Source organism: Blastomonas sp. AAP53 (genome assembly GCF_000331245.1).
Lineage (GTDB): Bacteria > Pseudomonadota > Alphaproteobacteria > Sphingomonadales > Sphingomonadaceae > Blastomonas.
In genome coordinates, this window is record NZ_ANFZ01000014.1 from 103,934 (window position 1) to 118,103 (window position 14,170).

Annotated in this window: 14 protein-coding genes and 1 tRNA gene; 8 read left to right on the forward strand and 7 right to left on the reverse strand. The window is 61.6% G+C overall.

Annotation, left to right across the window (positions count from 1 at the left end; genetic code table 11):
- Positions 1–34 precede the first annotated feature (34 nt).
- Positions 35–703, reverse strand: coding sequence for an SIMPL domain-containing protein (locus D618_RS0113215; RefSeq protein WP_152414741.1), 669 nt, complete (start codon positions 701–703; stop codon positions 35–37).
- A 209-nt stretch (positions 704–912) separates the two neighbouring features.
- On the opposite strand from D618_RS0113215, the gene D618_RS0113220 reads away from it, so the two are divergent.
- A complete protein-coding gene (locus D618_RS0113220; RefSeq protein WP_017672006.1) occupies positions 913–1,332 on the forward strand; it encodes a VOC family protein in 420 nt (139 codons plus the stop codon).
- A gap of 70 nt (positions 1,333–1,402) precedes the next feature.
- Positions 1,403–1,852 (forward strand): hypothetical protein, encoded by a 450-nt coding sequence (locus tag D618_RS19095; RefSeq protein ID WP_152414724.1) that lies wholly within the window; start codon positions 1,403–1,405, stop codon positions 1,850–1,852.
- Between the two features lie 32 nt (positions 1,853–1,884).
- Here the strand turns inward: D618_RS19095 and D618_RS0113230 are convergent, their stop codons facing one another.
- The 3 genes from D618_RS0113230 to D618_RS0113240 all read right to left on the reverse strand — a co-directional run bounded on the left by D618_RS0113230 (position 1,885) and on the right by D618_RS0113240 (position 5,402).
- A complete protein-coding gene (locus D618_RS0113230) occupies positions 1,885–2,892 on the reverse strand; it encodes a histone deacetylase family protein (RefSeq protein ID WP_017672008.1) in 1,008 nt (335 codons plus the stop codon).
- 11 nt (positions 2,893–2,903) lie between these two features.
- Positions 2,904–4,838: a prolyl oligopeptidase family serine peptidase gene (locus tag D618_RS0113235; RefSeq protein ID WP_017672009.1), complete on the reverse strand. Its 1,935-nt coding sequence runs from the start codon at positions 4,836–4,838 to the stop codon at positions 2,904–2,906.
- A gap of 69 nt (positions 4,839–4,907) precedes the next feature.
- Positions 4,908–5,402, reverse strand: a complete 495-nt coding sequence (locus D618_RS0113240; RefSeq protein WP_017672010.1) for an NAD(P)H-dependent oxidoreductase — start codon at positions 5,400–5,402, stop codon at positions 4,908–4,910.
- A gap of 118 nt (positions 5,403–5,520) precedes the next feature.
- On the opposite strand from D618_RS0113240, the gene recJ reads away from it, so the two are divergent.
- Both recJ and D618_RS0113250 read left to right on the forward strand, forming a co-directional pair.
- A complete protein-coding gene (gene recJ / locus D618_RS0113245) occupies positions 5,521–7,305 on the forward strand; it encodes a single-stranded-DNA-specific exonuclease RecJ (protein WP_017672011.1) in 1,785 nt (594 codons plus the stop codon).
- Between the two features lie 75 nt (positions 7,306–7,380).
- Positions 7,381–7,455, forward strand: a tRNA-Glu gene (locus D618_RS0113250).
- Between the two features lie 516 nt (positions 7,456–7,971).
- Here D618_RS0113250 and D618_RS0113255 read toward each other — a convergent pair.
- Together D618_RS0113255 and D618_RS0113260 are read right to left on the reverse strand one after the other, a co-directional pair.
- On the reverse strand, positions 7,972–8,946 hold the full coding sequence (locus D618_RS0113255) for a hypothetical protein (RefSeq protein ID WP_017672012.1): 975 nt from the start codon (positions 8,944–8,946) through the stop codon (positions 7,972–7,974).
- 112 nt (positions 8,947–9,058) lie between these two features.
- On the reverse strand, positions 9,059–9,463 hold the full coding sequence (locus D618_RS0113260; RefSeq protein ID WP_017672013.1) for a hypothetical protein: 405 nt from the start codon (positions 9,461–9,463) through the stop codon (positions 9,059–9,061).
- A 622-nt stretch (positions 9,464–10,085) separates the two neighbouring features.
- On the opposite strand from D618_RS0113260, the gene D618_RS0113270 reads away from it, so the two are divergent.
- The 4 genes from D618_RS0113270 to D618_RS19730 all read left to right on the forward strand — a co-directional run bounded on the left by D618_RS0113270 (position 10,086) and on the right by D618_RS19730 (position 13,817).
- Positions 10,086–10,334, forward strand: coding sequence for a PqqD family peptide modification chaperone (locus D618_RS0113270; protein ID WP_017672015.1), 249 nt, complete (start codon positions 10,086–10,088; stop codon positions 10,332–10,334).
- A 169-nt stretch (positions 10,335–10,503) separates the two neighbouring features.
- Positions 10,504–11,436 carry a hypothetical protein gene (locus tag D618_RS19100; RefSeq protein ID WP_081590518.1) on the forward strand — a complete coding sequence of 311 codons (933 nt, stop codon included), beginning with the start codon at positions 10,504–10,506 and terminating at the stop codon, positions 11,434–11,436.
- Between the two features lie 62 nt (positions 11,437–11,498).
- On the forward strand, positions 11,499–13,358 hold the full coding sequence (locus D618_RS0113280; protein WP_017672017.1) for an asparagine synthetase B: 1,860 nt from the start codon (positions 11,499–11,501) through the stop codon (positions 13,356–13,358).
- A gap of 147 nt (positions 13,359–13,505) precedes the next feature.
- Positions 13,506–13,817: a hypothetical protein gene (locus tag D618_RS19730; protein WP_152414725.1), complete on the forward strand. Its 312-nt coding sequence runs from the start codon at positions 13,506–13,508 to the stop codon at positions 13,815–13,817.
- A gap of 66 nt (positions 13,818–13,883) precedes the next feature.
- Here the strand turns inward: D618_RS19730 and D618_RS19735 are convergent, their stop codons facing one another.
- A complete protein-coding gene (locus tag D618_RS19735) occupies positions 13,884–14,066 on the reverse strand; it encodes a hypothetical protein (RefSeq protein ID WP_152414726.1) in 183 nt (60 codons plus the stop codon).
- Positions 14,067–14,170: the final 104 nt, after the last annotated feature.

Consider the following 14,170-nt stretch of genomic DNA (forward strand, 5'->3'; position numbering starts at 1 on the left):
TGCCTCTCGCATCAAGGGAGAGGCATTTGGTCGGTCAATCCAGATAGAAATCCACCGTCGTCACGACGCGGACCTTCTTGAACGGCGTGTCGCTGACGCCCCAGCTGCCACCACCATCGCCGTCGCGCGATTCGACCGAGAAATAGCCCTGCGTCGCGCTCTTGATGCCGCCGACATCGGTGCCGCTATCCTCGGCGAACTGCTCGGCAGACGCGCGCGCGTCCTTGGTCGCTTCGGCGACCATCTTGGGCTTAATGTCGTTGAGCTTCGTGAAGCTGTACGCCATGCCCGAACCTTCCTCGAGCACCACGCCGCGCTTGATCAGGTCGAACTGCCGCTTCACTGCCGCCTGCGCCTTCTTGATGTCGTTGGTGCGCAGCGACATGCGCTGGCGGATGGTGTAGGTGGTTGATCCGTAGTTGTTGTTGAATTGCGAGACATTGGCGCCTGTCGGCTGCAAAGCATCGCCATCAAAGCCCAGTTCGGTGAAGAATCCGCGCAGCGCCTTGCTGTCGGCATCGATATCCGCCTGCGCCGTGGCCAGATCGTCCGCCTGCGCCGAATAGGCAATCGTCCAGGTGGCAAGGTCGGCAGTCACATCCTTTTCCGCCAGCCCGCGCACGGTCACCGACCGGTCCGCCTGCTTGGCGCGCAGCAGCCCATCGCCCAGCAGATACCCGCCCGCGACCATGCCCAGCGCCATGATTCCTGCGCCTGCCAGAAAGATGTTCCCCGTCAGCCAGCCGCGTTTGCCTGCATCGTCCTGTGCCCCGCTTTCAACCATGCTCTCTGTCCTTCCAATGTCCCGCACACCGCCTATATTCGGAGGGTATTCCACCCCTGCGGCACGATGATCGATTAGCCTCTCGGCGATGAACCGTGTCTTAACTGCGATGAACTGAAAGTAGCATAATGACCAAATATCTGCACACGATGATCCGCGTCACTGACCCGGAGGCGACAGTACGCTTTTTCGAGCTGATCGGGCTGAAGGAAACGCGCCGCTTCGACAGCGAGCAGGGCCGGTTCACGCTGATCTTCCTCGCCGCCCCCGGCCAGGAGGGCGTGGCCGAGGTCGAGCTGACGCACAACTGGGACCCGCAGGAATATACCGGCGGGCGCAACTTCGGGCATCTCGCCTACCGCGTCGACAATGTCTACGAGACCTGCCAGCGGCTGATGGACGCCGGCGTCACGATCAACCGCCCGCCACGCGACGGCCATATGGCGTTTGTGCGCAGCCCCGACGGAATCTCGATCGAGCTGCTGCAGGAAGGCCATCTGGCACCTGCCGAGCCCTGGGTATCGATGCCCAACACCGGCGAGTGGTAAGCGGCTGGCGAGAGGCGGCGAAGCAAGCTATGCTGCGCATGTTGAGGGGGCGGATGAGAGGATAATGATCATGCGCAGACTGCCCGTCATGCTGACCCTGGCCGCCCTCGCCTGCACCGCGCCGCTGATGGCGGCAGATTGCCGTGATGCGGAAATCCGCGAACGTACGCTGAGTGCGATCGAGAAGCTGGATGAACGCGGCCAGAAAATTGCCAGGCTCTATCTGCGCGACCGTGTCGCGGGCGATCCTGTCTCGTGCATCCCCAGGGTACGCCTGCGCCGTTCCACAGCAGCGAGCGACGATGTACTGCTGTATGACGACGGCTCGATCGTTTATGTCAACACGCCCTATTTGGGCTGCCCCCGCGCCCGCGACAACACGATGATATCGGCCACTCCGGTCGGGCGACTGTGCTCGGGTGATACCGTGCTGGTGCAGGACCTGCGCATCGACGCGCCCCTTGGCAGCTGCGCGCTGAGCAAGTTCGTGCCGTTCAAGAAGGTGAAGAAGGGGGGATAGTGGCAACCGTTTTTGCGGGGCCCACCTCCAGCCTATCCAAACCCCGCCAGGAACGCCGCCACATTTGCGCCCAGCGCGTCGACGGCATAGCCGCCTTCCATCACGATCACCGTCGGCAGATCGAGCGCGGCAATCGAGGCCGCGATGGGGGTGTAATCCTCCGTCTGCAAAGCGAATTGCGAGATGGGGTCACCTGCGAACGTATCCGCTCCGAACGAGACGCACAGCAGGTCAGCGCCGAACTCGCGGATGGCCGCAAGCCCGGTGCCCAGCGCGGAGCGATACTCGGCCAGGCCCGTCCCGCGTGGCAACGGCAGGTTGAGCGTCGCGCCCTCGCCTGCCCCTTCGCCGCGCTCGTCGGCATGGCCCCAGAAGAACGGATAGTCGGTCACCGGATCGGCATGGACCGACACGAACAGCACGTCGCCCCGGTCGTAGAAGATGTCCTGCGTGCCGTTGCCATGATGATAATCGACATCAAGGATCGCGATGCGCTTTTTGCCGCCTGCAATGGCCGCTTCGGCTGCGATCGCGGCATTGTTGAGGAAGCAATAGCCGCCCAGATAGTCCGCGCCGCAATGGTGCCCCGGTGGTCGGCATAAGGCGAAGGCTGCCCGCTCGCCATCCAGCACCGCCTGCACCGCCGCCAGCGCCGACTGCGCGCCCCAATATGAGCTCGTCCAGGTGCCCGCAGCGATCGGGCTGGAGGCATCGAAGCTGAACTGGCCGAGGTCCGCATCGATGCGGTTAAGCTTGAGCGGACGGCGGCCCACCACCGGCCAGGCATAGCCATGCGCGTCGCCTGCCCGCCCCGCCTCAACCCAGCGCTGGTGCGCGGTCTGCAGGAAGGCCAGATAGTCATCGCCATGCACCCGCCGGATCGGCTCCAGCCCGAAATCGGCAGGAGCTTCGACCTGCTGAAGGGTCGCCAGCACATTCTCCATCCGCCCGCGATGTTCTGCATGGGGCACATAGGCGCCATTGTGCAGTTCCACCGCCGGAGCGTGATCATGCTGGCGTGCGTCAAAAAACGTTCTCATCGCTCCGCCCTTCACTGCGCGAACAATTTGCTCAGGAACACCGTCTCCACCTCGCGGCGCAGGTCGTTGTTCGCCTTCTTGAGGAAGCCGTGGCCTTCGTGGGCATAGAGCACGTACCAGGTCTCGACCCCGTTGCCGCGCAACGCAGCGACCACCTGATCGGATTCGGACTGCGGCACCCGCGGGTCGTTCGCGCCCTGCATCACCAGCATCGGCTTGGTGATCTTGCCGACGTTCTTGAGCGGCGCGATCCGCTCGAACACCGCGCGCATCTTGGGATCGCGCTCGTCGCCATATTCGGCGCGGCGGTTGTCGCGGCGATAGGCTTCGGTGTTCTTCATGAAGCTGACGAAATCGCTGATGCCGTAACGCTCGACCCCACCAACCAGTCTGTCCGAATAGAAGGTCATGGCGGCCAGCGACATATAGCCGCCATAGGACTGGCCATAGACCGCGATCCGCCCCGCATCCATGCCCGGCTGCTTGCCCGCCCAGTCGATCAGCGCACCGATGTCCTTGACGCTGTCTTCACGCAACGGGCCATTGTCGAGGTTCAGATATTTGGTGCCATAGCCATCCGACCCGCGCACGTTGGGCAGGATCACCACCGCGCTCAGCACATCGGCAAAATACTGTGCGCCGGGGTTCCAGCTGGGCCGCGTCTGCGCTTCGGGTCCTCCGTGGATGTCGATGATCACCGGCAGCTTCGCATCGGGCGCAGCAGTCTTCGGACGATAGACGAAAGCGGGCACCGACAGCCCGTCAAAGCTCTTGAAGCGGATCAGCGTCGGCTCGGCGAGCTTCGCCGGATCAAGCTCGCCGGCTTCCGACTGCGTCCAGCGGGTCACCGCGCCGCTGCCCAGATCGACATCCCAGACGTCGCCTGCGGTGGTGGCGTTGGTCAGTCCGATTGCGAGCTTGCGACCATCGAGCGAGAATTCGAGCGCCGTGATGACCCCGCGCGGCAGCGATGGCGCAGAGATCGCATCGGGCGTCGTCAGCGAGGTCAGCAAAACCCGCGAAAAGCCATCCTCGTTCAGCGTATAGGCCAGCGTCCGGCCATCGGGGGCCAGGTCATAGCTCTCCACATCCCAGTTCACCTTGCTCGACAGCTGCGTCATCTGCCCCGATGCGACATCGATCCGCACGAGCCGCCGGAAATCGCTGCCCGCATTGGTGATCGCCAGGATCGCCTTGCCGCCATCGATGAAGCGCGCTTCCTCGAACCGCGCCTTGGCTTTCATCGAGAAATCGAGCGGGGTGACCTTGCCGCTCGCCATGTCGAGCAGCATCAGCTGGTTTTCGCGGTTGGAGATGCCCTTGGCGAGCAGCACGGTCGTCTTGTCGGCGCTGATATCCTGCGGGCCGACTGCACCAGTGCCCTGCCACACCACGCGGCGGCTGGCAGGATCGGCGGGATCGGCCGCCATGATCGCATAGTCGGCCGAACCCTTGGTAGCACGCGACCAGACCAGCAGGCTGCCATCCTTGGCGAACACCGGCGACTGGTTGCGCGTCACCGGTTCGGTTAGCGGCTGACCTGCGCCATCGAGATCGCGGACGAACAGCTGGAACCACTCATCACCGCCAGTGTCGCGGGTGAGCACGAAGCGGCTGCTACCAGGCACGGCCTTCGCGCCGCCCACCGGCTCGTTGTAATAGGTCAGCTGCCGCCGCGCAGACCCGGGGGCTGTGACATGATGCACCTGAAAGGTGGAGCCGAAGCGCGTGGTGATCAGCATCGATCCATCGGGCAGCCAGTCCTGAAACCGCGCCTCGCGATAGTTCTGGTACCGCTGCACCGCATCGCGAATATCCTGCGGGATGGCGGGCACATTTTCCAGCCGTGCGGAGCCGACCTGGCGGGTTTCCGGCTGCGCCTGCTGCGCCGAAGCGGGGACGGCGACGAGCGCGGCAAAGGCCAGCAGAGACGTACGAAGCAACATGCGACACTTCCTTGTTCTTGCACCTGAAAATCCTCGCCAAGGACGGGACAGGTTTTCAGGAACTTACGGTCAGAATACGCCCATGGCCAGCCCCGCGCCGAACATTGCGCCCAACTCGCGGCAGCGCGCCAGATCGGCCTCGTGCAGATGCTTGGGCGCGGCGATATCTTCCGGCGTTTGCGCATGGGTGCAGACGATAAGACTCTCGGCGATGCGCCTCAACCGCCAGCCGGTGGCGATCCGCTCGATCTGCCGCACCGCGCCCTCGCCGTCCGATCCTGCTGCGACCATCACCGCATAGGGCCGCCCCTCGATCTGCCCCAGCAGCGGGTAATAGCAGCGGTCGAAACACTCCTTCATCGCGCCGGTCATGCTCGCCAGGTTTTCCGGGCAGACGAACAGATAACCGGAAGCCTCCAGCAGATCGGCGGGTTGCGCTTCGTCTGCGCGCAGCAGGCGTACCGGGCCTTCCTCCGCAGCCGCAGCAGCAGCAGCCTGCGCCATCGCTTCGGACGCGCCGGTGCGGCTGTGCCAGACGATCAGCAGAGTGGGTGTGTCGGTCATGGGGCTGGTGATAGCGCAGCCAACGGATCATTCCACCGCTTTTGCCCCTTCCCCCTCGCCAACGCCTGCCGCAGCGCATAAACAGGAGACTTCCCCGAACATCTGCGATCTGGAAACCATGGCCACCCTGCACCCCGACCCCGTTCTTGGCATCACCCAGTCGATGACAGGCCAGCCATGGCACTGGCGCGGGGCCGAGGGCGACCGGCGCGAGGCCGATCTGCAGCCCGACGATCTGGTTGCCCTGCTGCTGCTCAGCCGCGGCGTGCCGCGCGACGATCTTGATCGGCACCGCACCCCCACCATCCGTGGCTTCATGCCCGACCCGTCGATCTTCCGCGACATGGACAGCGCCGCCGACCGGCTCGCGCAGGCAGTGATCGCGCGCGAGAAGGTGACGGTCTATGGCGATTACGACGTCGACGGCGCGACCAGCGCCGCACTGCTGATCCGCCTGCTGCGCGATCTGGGACTCGATGCAGGGGCCTATATCCCCGACCGGCTGATGGAAGGCTATGGCCCCTCGGGCGCAGCGCTCACCAGCCTGGCCGCAGACGGCTCGACGCTGATCGTCACCGTCGATTGCGGCGCGATGGCCTATGAGGCGCTGCAGATGGCGCACGATGTCGGCGTCGATGTCGTGGTGGTCGATCACCACAAATGCGCCAGCGAACTGCCGCGCGCCTTTGCGCTGGTGAACCCCAACCGGCTCGACGAGGACGACGAGGCCGCCGCGCACGGCCATCTCGCCGCGGTGGGCGTCGCCTTCCTGCTCGGCGCGGCACTCGTCCGCACCTTGCGCGCGCAGGGCTATTTCGCCAGCCGCAGCGAGCCTGCGCTGATGGACCTGCTCGATCTGGTCGCACTGGGCACGGTGGCCGATGTCGCGCAACTCAAGGGGCTCAACCGCGCCTTCGTCGCGCAGGGGCTCAAGATCATGGGCCGACGCGGCAATATCGGCATGGCCGCGCTGATCGACGCCAGCCGCCTGACGCGCGCACCGGTGTGTTCGGATCTGGGCTTTGCGCTGGGCCCGCGAATCAACGCAGGCGGCCGCGTCGGTTCGGCCGATCTGGGCGTGCGGTTGCTCACCACGCAGGACGAGGCCGAAGCCGCCGATATCGCCGCGCAGCTCTCGCGGCTCAACGAGGAACGCCGCGCGATCGAGGCGATGGTGCAGGAAGAGGCCGAACTGCTGCTGACCGCGCAGCACAACCGCGCGGTGGCGGTGCTGTCGGGCAAGGGCTGGCATCCGGGCGTGATCGGTATCGTGGCCGGGCGAATCAAGGAACGTACCGGAAAGCCCTCGCTGGTGATCGCGGTCGATGATGCCGGTATCGGCAAGGGATCGGGCCGCTCTATTCCCGGGGTTGATCTGGGCGCGGCGATCATCGCAGCCAAGGACGCCGGACTGCTGGTCGCAGGCGGCGGCCATGCGATGGCGGCGGGGCTGACGATCAACGCCGACATGCTCGATCGATTCGGTGAGTTCCTTGAAGACCGGCTCGCAGGGCCAGTCGCTGCAGCTTCAGGATCGGCGCGGCTTCTGGTCGATGCGCTCGTAGCCCCGCGCGGGCTGACGCCCGACCTTGTCGAGCGGATGGAAAGTGCCGGCCCCTACGGCATGGGCTGGCCCGCGCCGCGCATCGCCACCGGGCCGGTGCGAATCGTACGCTGCGATGTCGTCGGCACCACCCATGTCCGCGCGATCGCAGCGGGCGATGACGGCGCATCGTTCAAGGCGATGGCCTTCCGCAGCGTCGACACCCCGCTGGGCCAGGCGCTGCTGGGTGCGCCGCGCGACCGCCGCTTCTGGATTGCCGGGCGCGTGAAGATCGACAGCTGGAACGGCAATCACGCCGCAGAAATGCACGTCGACGACCTCGCTCCGGTCGATCGGTGAAAAAGGTTGGAAAAGACAAATACCGCGCTTGACTGCCCAGCCGCGAATCCCTAATGGGTCGCTTCCCGCGAAGATGGCCCCTTCGTCTAGCGGTTAGGACGCGGCCCTTTCACGGCTGAAACACGGGTTCGATTCCCGTAGGGGTCACCACTTTCCAGTGGTTTAGGTCATGGTGCGACGGGATTTCCCTGATTGTTCCCTATCATGCGGTTTTTCGCGGCCTTGATGCAGCCATCCTGCTCGGCCGTTCTTGCGCGTGAATTCGCCTGGTAGTCGGGCGCGCCGCCCAACCTCAGAATCATGCCTGCAATGACTGCGCTTCATGCTTGGTCCAGCTGCAAATAGGCCAGCCAGTATCGATCATAGGTGCGCTTCCACATGTCCTTGGGACGCTTGGTTTGCCCTTCCGGAGCCAACTTGATGGCGGTTGACGCGGTAACGTTCGGGGGAGCGGTTGCCGTGCGAACGCATTGATTGGCAACTCCTGATGCAACAGCCCAACCGATACCCGAATGATCTCACTGGCTGCCATGGCAGGTTTTTGGCTTACCGGGCCAGCCTGAAGCCGGTCAGTACTCTTTAGCAACATAGCGCCACGCCAACCCGGCCAAAGCCCGTTGGAACCAATTGGTTGGCCGTGCCAGTCCCGCCGTGCCGGCCAGCAGTTCAGCGCGGCCCGGTGAGCTGGGCTACCAGCAGATCGTTGGCAAGGCTGGCAACTTTGGTTGCGCCCTCCTCGTAGTTGCCCGGTTTGGCGTTGAAGGCGTATTTACGAGTTTTGCCAAAGCCGAGGCCACCAAGGCCAACCGCAGCGGCGATGCCGCCTGCGACATTCGCAGCGGCCTGAACGCCCTTTTCGCTGCCGCTGCTGGCATCGGACATCTCGATGAACTCGCCATCGACCGAAACCGACTGACCCAGCGTCAGCACCGTCTGCTTTCCATTGGCGCCGATTACCGTCATCTTGGAATAGCCGGGCGTAACCGACAGGTTGGCGTTGACTTTCAGGCCACCGAAATTGAACGCGCCAGGGCGCTTCTGGTCAGAAAAGTCGATCAGGTAGGTTGCGGTGATGACCGGCGTGCCTGACGATCGGGCATAGTTGCCCAGGGCAACGCTGTTCTGCGCATAGGCCATGGTGTTGCCCATCTGGCCGAAGCCGCCCGATGTCGGGATATCCCCCATGATCATGATCTGGCGGGGGATGGCTGCGGGATACATATAGGTCGCCTTGCCCTTGCTTTTCTTTTCGAGCAGCAACGTCGCTTCTGCTGGTTCCGCCTTGCCCTTGCTGGCCAGTTCCTTGCTGGCGAATACGGCTGCAGGCTCGGCCACGGTGAAGCCACTGGCGGCGAGCCGCTGAACGAGATCCGCATATGCAGCATCGGTAATCTGCTGCATCATTTCAGGCGTTACGCCGACCAGGCTGCTTTTGGCCTTGGTGACGCCACCAACCGCCGCAAGCGCGCCGCCGGTCTTCTGGATCTGGTCGGTCGATTCAAAAATGAAGCCCACGTTGAAGCCGCCAATCGCCACTGTGGTCGCACCTGCAATCGCATCCTTGCCGGACACCTTGACCGCAGCGGCCTCCTTGGCATGCGCAACGCCGGGAACAAAGGTCGGCGTCAGCACCAGAGACATGCCAACAGCGGCTGAAAGAAGCCCGCGAGTGTTATATTCCTGCATCGATTTGTCTCCGGTTTGTTCGAAGTGAGCCTGATGGCGTCATCTTGCGATCTGTGAGGTTTTCAAATTAGCCGACGCCAATTGCCCTGCAGGCGCCTTCGATTTGCGATTGTGTGGCGCGGTCCTGCTCGATCGCCGCTCCCAAGAACCTGTTCGCCGCCACGACCAACTCGGACTTCAGTTCCCTGTCGGTCTTTTCAGGTTTCAATACCTTGGCCTCTGCCAGCAATGCCTGCGCGGCGGCTTGGCCGACCCGCTTTATTTCCGGGTCTTTCGAGGCCAGGGACATGCCATGGACCCGGCCTGCACAGGCCATAACCTTGTCGTAACCGGCATTGCGAAAAGCCGACTGGCCCCCGGACTGCTGAGCCACCCGCGTAAGAGCTTTCAAATTCGGCGGTTGTACACCGGCAGCCAAGGGGCCGGAGTTGACTGCCAGGGCGCCGATACAAAGTATGTGGTGGAGCTTCATGGTAGCAAACTGATGACACTTGCCCCGCGGAGTCAATTGTCGTCGAATTCCTAACATCATTTGTCATTCCTAGCCGCGACTGCGCCTTGCAGTGGATCAGGAACGCTCCCCGACGGTGTCGGAGTGCAGCAGTTTGACCGATGGACGGGTGACGAGACCATATGGTCTCGGGTATCGGCCCACACCTCTTCGAAAACGTCTGATATCTGTGCCAAAATATCCGTTTGGGAACTCGGCGCGCTTGAAGCGTCATTGGGTGTGTTCCCATGCGCGCCATCGAGGCATTCGAGGGGGCTGCTCATGCCGAAAACGCACGTCGGCGGTTACCGCAGGCCTTTGTGAGCCCTGTCGATTTCGAACAAGAAGCTGGCCTGGCCTGAACGAGCCTGCCTGGGTGTCCACCAAGCCGGCAGCAGGCCAGACACATCTTGCGAAGATAGAGATTCCTGATATCTCAATTGCGAAGACGTTTTCCACTCAGGGATCATCGATACCCTTCGAATACATGCGAAGCCTTTTCCAAAAAATCACAGCTTGCAATTCAATGGGTATTTTCAGGTAAGATTTTTTGACAGCTTCAGAAGTTTTGAATCTTACCGGTTATCATATAAGATGAGATTTTATGATCAGCATGTCTAGCACCGTAGCTTTCAATTCCGACCTTATTTTTTCAGAGATGGATGGCGATTTTATTATGCTCGACGTTGCGAGCGGAAAATACTTTCACCTCGATTCCATCGGCTCTGAGATTTTCCGAGAAGTAAAAGAGCCCCGACTAGTTGCCGATTTGTGCGCGGTATTAGCGACCCGCTTCCAATCAGAGCCTGGCCAGATCCAAACGGACACCTTGCAATTCTTAACTGAAATGTAATCCAAGGGACTCGTGCATATTTCATATTGAAAATATTCACATCTATTTCAATGCAATTCGATTTTTCTTTTACGTTCTATTTTATAAAATTCCGATGTAGCTCAGTCAAAATGAACTCGATAGATCGGCGATATCATGGAAACGGCAGTACAGAGGGTGTTTTCGTGTAATGTCTGAAGCCGATTTGCCTCGATTTTTTTACTCGCTTTATGGGCTGGTAATTTGCTGCGAACGGCCATTGGCTTTTCTGCCATCGTCGGCCGCGACCTCACCGGACATCACAATCGAATTTGCGGCTTTGGAAGACCGGCAAGACACGCCGCTGGTTGTCGCAGACAAATTCTCTGTTTTTGCGGACATGGAGGCCCGGTTCACGTCGGAGCTGGGGTTCGCAGCTGCCATTTCATCTGGCCGCCTCATAACCGTCGACGTAGCCTCTCACCTTTCCGAAGCAGGATTGCATGCGGCACTGTTCGGGCCGGCAATGGGTTGGCTGCTCTTTCAGAGAGGTCTGGTGCCGTTGCATGGCTGCGGGGTCGAAATAGCTGGGAGACTGGTGGCCATCGTCGGGCACAGCGGAGCAGGCAAGTCGACGCTTGGCCGGGCTCTCGTAGCCCGCGGACACCGGCTTGTGGGAGATGATCAATTGATCGTCGATCCAGTGACCGCCCACGTGCCCTCGGGTATGAACGCAATGCGTCTTTGGCAGGATTCAGCGCACCGCCTTGGCGATACAGTTTCGGAAGGAGCGCGCATCGCTTCTGGATACGACAAATATTATGTGGACCTTGGCAGCCCGTCATCGATGGATAGTTCTCCTCTGGAGCTGGTGCTCGCCCTCGGCTGCGACCCGAGTCGGGACCGCCCGCACTACGTGTCGCTCAACAGGCAGCAGGCTACTGTCATGCTCTGCACCCATGTTTATCAGCGCCATGCGGCGTATGCGGCCGGTTACGCGCCAGCCGTGCTCGAGTGGAGCGCGCAAGTGGCCGTCAAGGTCCCCGTAATAGCGCTCGATCGACCAAACAATTTCGAGGCCCTCACCGGCATCTGCGAAGACATTGAGCGTCTGGTCGCAGGCCAGCAAAGCGCGGCGAGATGAGTGCAATCTGCGGGCTATGGCTTGAAAGGGGTCATTCCGACGCCGCTCAAGGCGTAGCAGCAATGCAGGCTGCCCTGGCGATGTACGGCCGCGACCGATCTGCCCGATGGGAAGGCGAGGACGGCTCCGTTGCCATTGCCTGCCAGCTCATGCGCCTGGTGCCGGAAGATCGCTTCGATCGGCAGCCCCTGGCGGATGAAACGGGGCGCTTTCATCTTGTGGCGGATGCGCGGATCGATAACCGCACCGAGCTGGCGGCAGATCTGGCCATCGCGCCTGAACGATTGCAGAGCATGTCCGACTCCGCGCTGATCCTGGCCGCGTGGACAGCCTGGGGCGCTGCCTCCATCGAGCGGTTGTACGGTGATTTTGCCTTTGCCGTCTGGGATCTCGAACAACGGCATTTGCACCTGGCCCGCGATTTTCCCGGTGGCAGACCGCTGTTCTATGCCCGAACACCCAACGGGCTCGCCTTCGCGTCCATGGCAAAGGGTCTTCATGCCCTGCCGGACGTCGCTTACGCAGCGAACATCACCACAGTGCGCGATCTTCTGGGCTTCGTGCCGATGAAGGGAACCGGGAGTTTTTTCGCAGGAGTCGACCGTGTCGAGCCAGGCACCCATGTCTGCTTCGCCGCAGGCGGCGAACGATCGATCAGGCGCTGGTATGTCCCGCCGCCACAATTGCCCGACACTGGCGATCCGCGGCCACAGATTGAAGCCTTTCGCGCAGTGTTTGATCGTGCAGTTGCCGATCGGTTGCGAGGGAACGCAGGCTTTGCATCGTTGTTGAGCGGCGGTCTGGATAGCACCGCCGTCACGACCTCCGCCGCGATGAAGTTGGCCGAAACGGGTCAACGGCTCACATCCTTCACCCATGCACCCCACCCGGATGCGCGCGTGCTTGAAAGGCCAGACCGCTTTGGTGACGAGAGCCAACACGCCCGCCGCGTGGCAGAGCTATATCCCAACATTGACCATGTCATTGATCATGCGCCCGGGCGGATGATTGGCGATGACCGCGATGCAAGGTTCCATTATCAAGAGTATCCGTCTCTCAATCTCTGCAACGAGGTTTGGATGACCGAACTCGCGCGGCAAGCGGGGGCGCTTGGCCGCGGAACGGTCGTCGTCACGGGCGCGTGGGGCAACATGACAATCAGCGATCATGGATTGGAGCGGCTGAACGCACTGCTTCATGGCGGCAAGCTGTTGCGCTGGCTGATCGAGGCATTCGCTGTACTGCGCAGGGGCGCGATGACCCCGTTGGCGCTGGCCAACTGGAGCCTGCGGCCTTTCTTGCGGCGCAAGCATTTCGAAGCACTGCAGCGACGGTTTGGCCGGCCAACAGGTCATCCGCTCAACGTTTCCCTGCTTCGCGCCGATCAGGTGTCTGAGGATCGATACGATAGCACCGGGAAAACCGCTCGTAGTCGGCGCGATCGGATCTTGGGGCTATTTTGGCAGCAGGAACTTGCTGCCCTGTCCAACAAGGGGCTGCTGGCAAGATTTGGGGTCGATTATCGGGATCCCACATCTGATCGGCGCTTGATCGATCTGTGCCTTGCCTTGCCGGACTCGCTGTTCTTGCGCCATGGCCAGCCAAAGTGGCTTTACCGCCAGGCGTTCCACGACCGGTTGCCAACTACAGTTCTGGAGGAGCGCAGGAAGGGGTTGCAGGCAGCCGACTGGGCCAGCCGATTGGCAGTGGCGCGCGACGACCTCCTCGATGAAGCGCTGCGTGCCCAATCCAACCTGCAGGCCCAGACGTTGTTTGATCTCGACGGCCTCGAGCGCCTCGGCCGCTCTATTCCGGATCCGGACAAGGCAGCGCCATCTGATGACCTGAAGTATCGATTGCAGTTTCTGCGCACATTATCGGCCACGCATTTCCTACGCAAAGTTCAGCGCGATAACTCCTGATTTGCGAGACGAACAGATTAAGGACCGCAATGACGCCGCGATGATCGATCATTGGTTTTCGTCCACTTTCACCGATCAGCGGAACTGAGGGGATATGCGCAGGCGATATTGGGCCGATCCTGTGCGCGGCCTTGTCATGGACAGTTATTGCAGCGCGAACGCTGCAAACTTCTCTCACGCGGCTTTCGTGAGGATTTTTCGTGGGAAATCCGCTACGGTGCGCATGAAAGCAGCGCGGAACGGGCTTTGACGGAGAACTGTTCAGGCCAACTCGAACAACAGCGCATGTTCTGTAACAGCGCCATCGATGCTGCGCTACACGGTCGCCAGATGTTTCCGGGCGTACTTCAGTTGCCTCACTTCAAGCTTGCGCTCGAAAACCCGGCCATTGGCCGCCACTTGACTGGGTGCCAAGTCGGCGTGTCGATGTCAGACGAGACCGCCATGGGGAGGCGCTGATGAGGAGCGGAACGATGCGGGAGCATTCATTGACCACCGGTCAGCCAAGCCCCCGCAATTGCGCACTCAGGAAAGAAAGCCCCCGTCCACAAAATCAGTGGGGGCAGCTGACATCGTGATGCTTACGATGTCGACTTCATCCAGGGTGGGCTTGCTCCAAGTGCGACGTGCTGAATTTATTTTATCATCTGCCGACTGCACCACACCATCAGTCGATCCGCAGTTAGCTTCAAGTGCATCAATACTCATGAGCACGTTCCCCTGTCCTGACCATTTACTGGTCTCGAGAGCTACCTAGCCCACATCAATGGGTCAAGGTTCTTTTGTGTTTCCGGCCCCTCGGGGGGTGGCGG

Coding starts and splice junctions, on each gene's coding strand:
- D618_RS0113215 (WP_152414741.1), bottom strand. CDS start 703: ATGGCGCTGGGCATGGTCGCGGGCGGGTATCTGCTGGGCGATGGGCTG.
- D618_RS0113220 (WP_017672006.1), top strand. CDS start 913: ATGACCAAATATCTGCACACGATGATCCGCGTCACTGACCCGGAGGCG.
- D618_RS19095 (WP_152414724.1), top strand. CDS start 1,403: ATGCGCAGACTGCCCGTCATGCTGACCCTGGCCGCCCTCGCCTGCACC.
- D618_RS0113230 (WP_017672008.1), bottom strand. CDS start 2,892: ATGAGAACGTTTTTTGACGCACGCCAGCATGATCACGCTCCGGCGGTG.
- D618_RS0113235 (WP_017672009.1), bottom strand. CDS start 4,838: ATGTTGCTTCGTACGTCTCTGCTGGCCTTTGCCGCGCTCGTCGCCGTC.
- D618_RS0113240 (WP_017672010.1), bottom strand. CDS start 5,402: ATGACCGACACACCCACTCTGCTGATCGTCTGGCACAGCCGCACCGGC.
- recJ (WP_017672011.1), top strand. CDS start 5,521: ATGGCCACCCTGCACCCCGACCCCGTTCTTGGCATCACCCAGTCGATG.
- D618_RS0113255 (WP_017672012.1), bottom strand. CDS start 8,946: ATGTCTCTGGTGCTGACGCCGACCTTTGTTCCCGGCGTTGCGCATGCC.
- D618_RS0113260 (WP_017672013.1), bottom strand. CDS start 9,463: ATGAAGCTCCACCACATACTTTGTATCGGCGCCCTGGCAGTCAACTCC.
- D618_RS0113270 (WP_017672015.1), top strand. CDS start 10,086: ATGATCAGCATGTCTAGCACCGTAGCTTTCAATTCCGACCTTATTTTT.
- D618_RS19100 (WP_081590518.1), top strand. CDS start 10,504: ATGTCTGAAGCCGATTTGCCTCGATTTTTTTACTCGCTTTATGGGCTG.
- D618_RS0113280 (WP_017672017.1), top strand. CDS start 11,499: ATGCAGGCTGCCCTGGCGATGTACGGCCGCGACCGATCTGCCCGATGG.
- D618_RS19735 (WP_152414726.1), bottom strand. CDS start 14,066: ATGAGTATTGATGCACTTGAAGCTAACTGCGGATCGACTGATGGTGTG.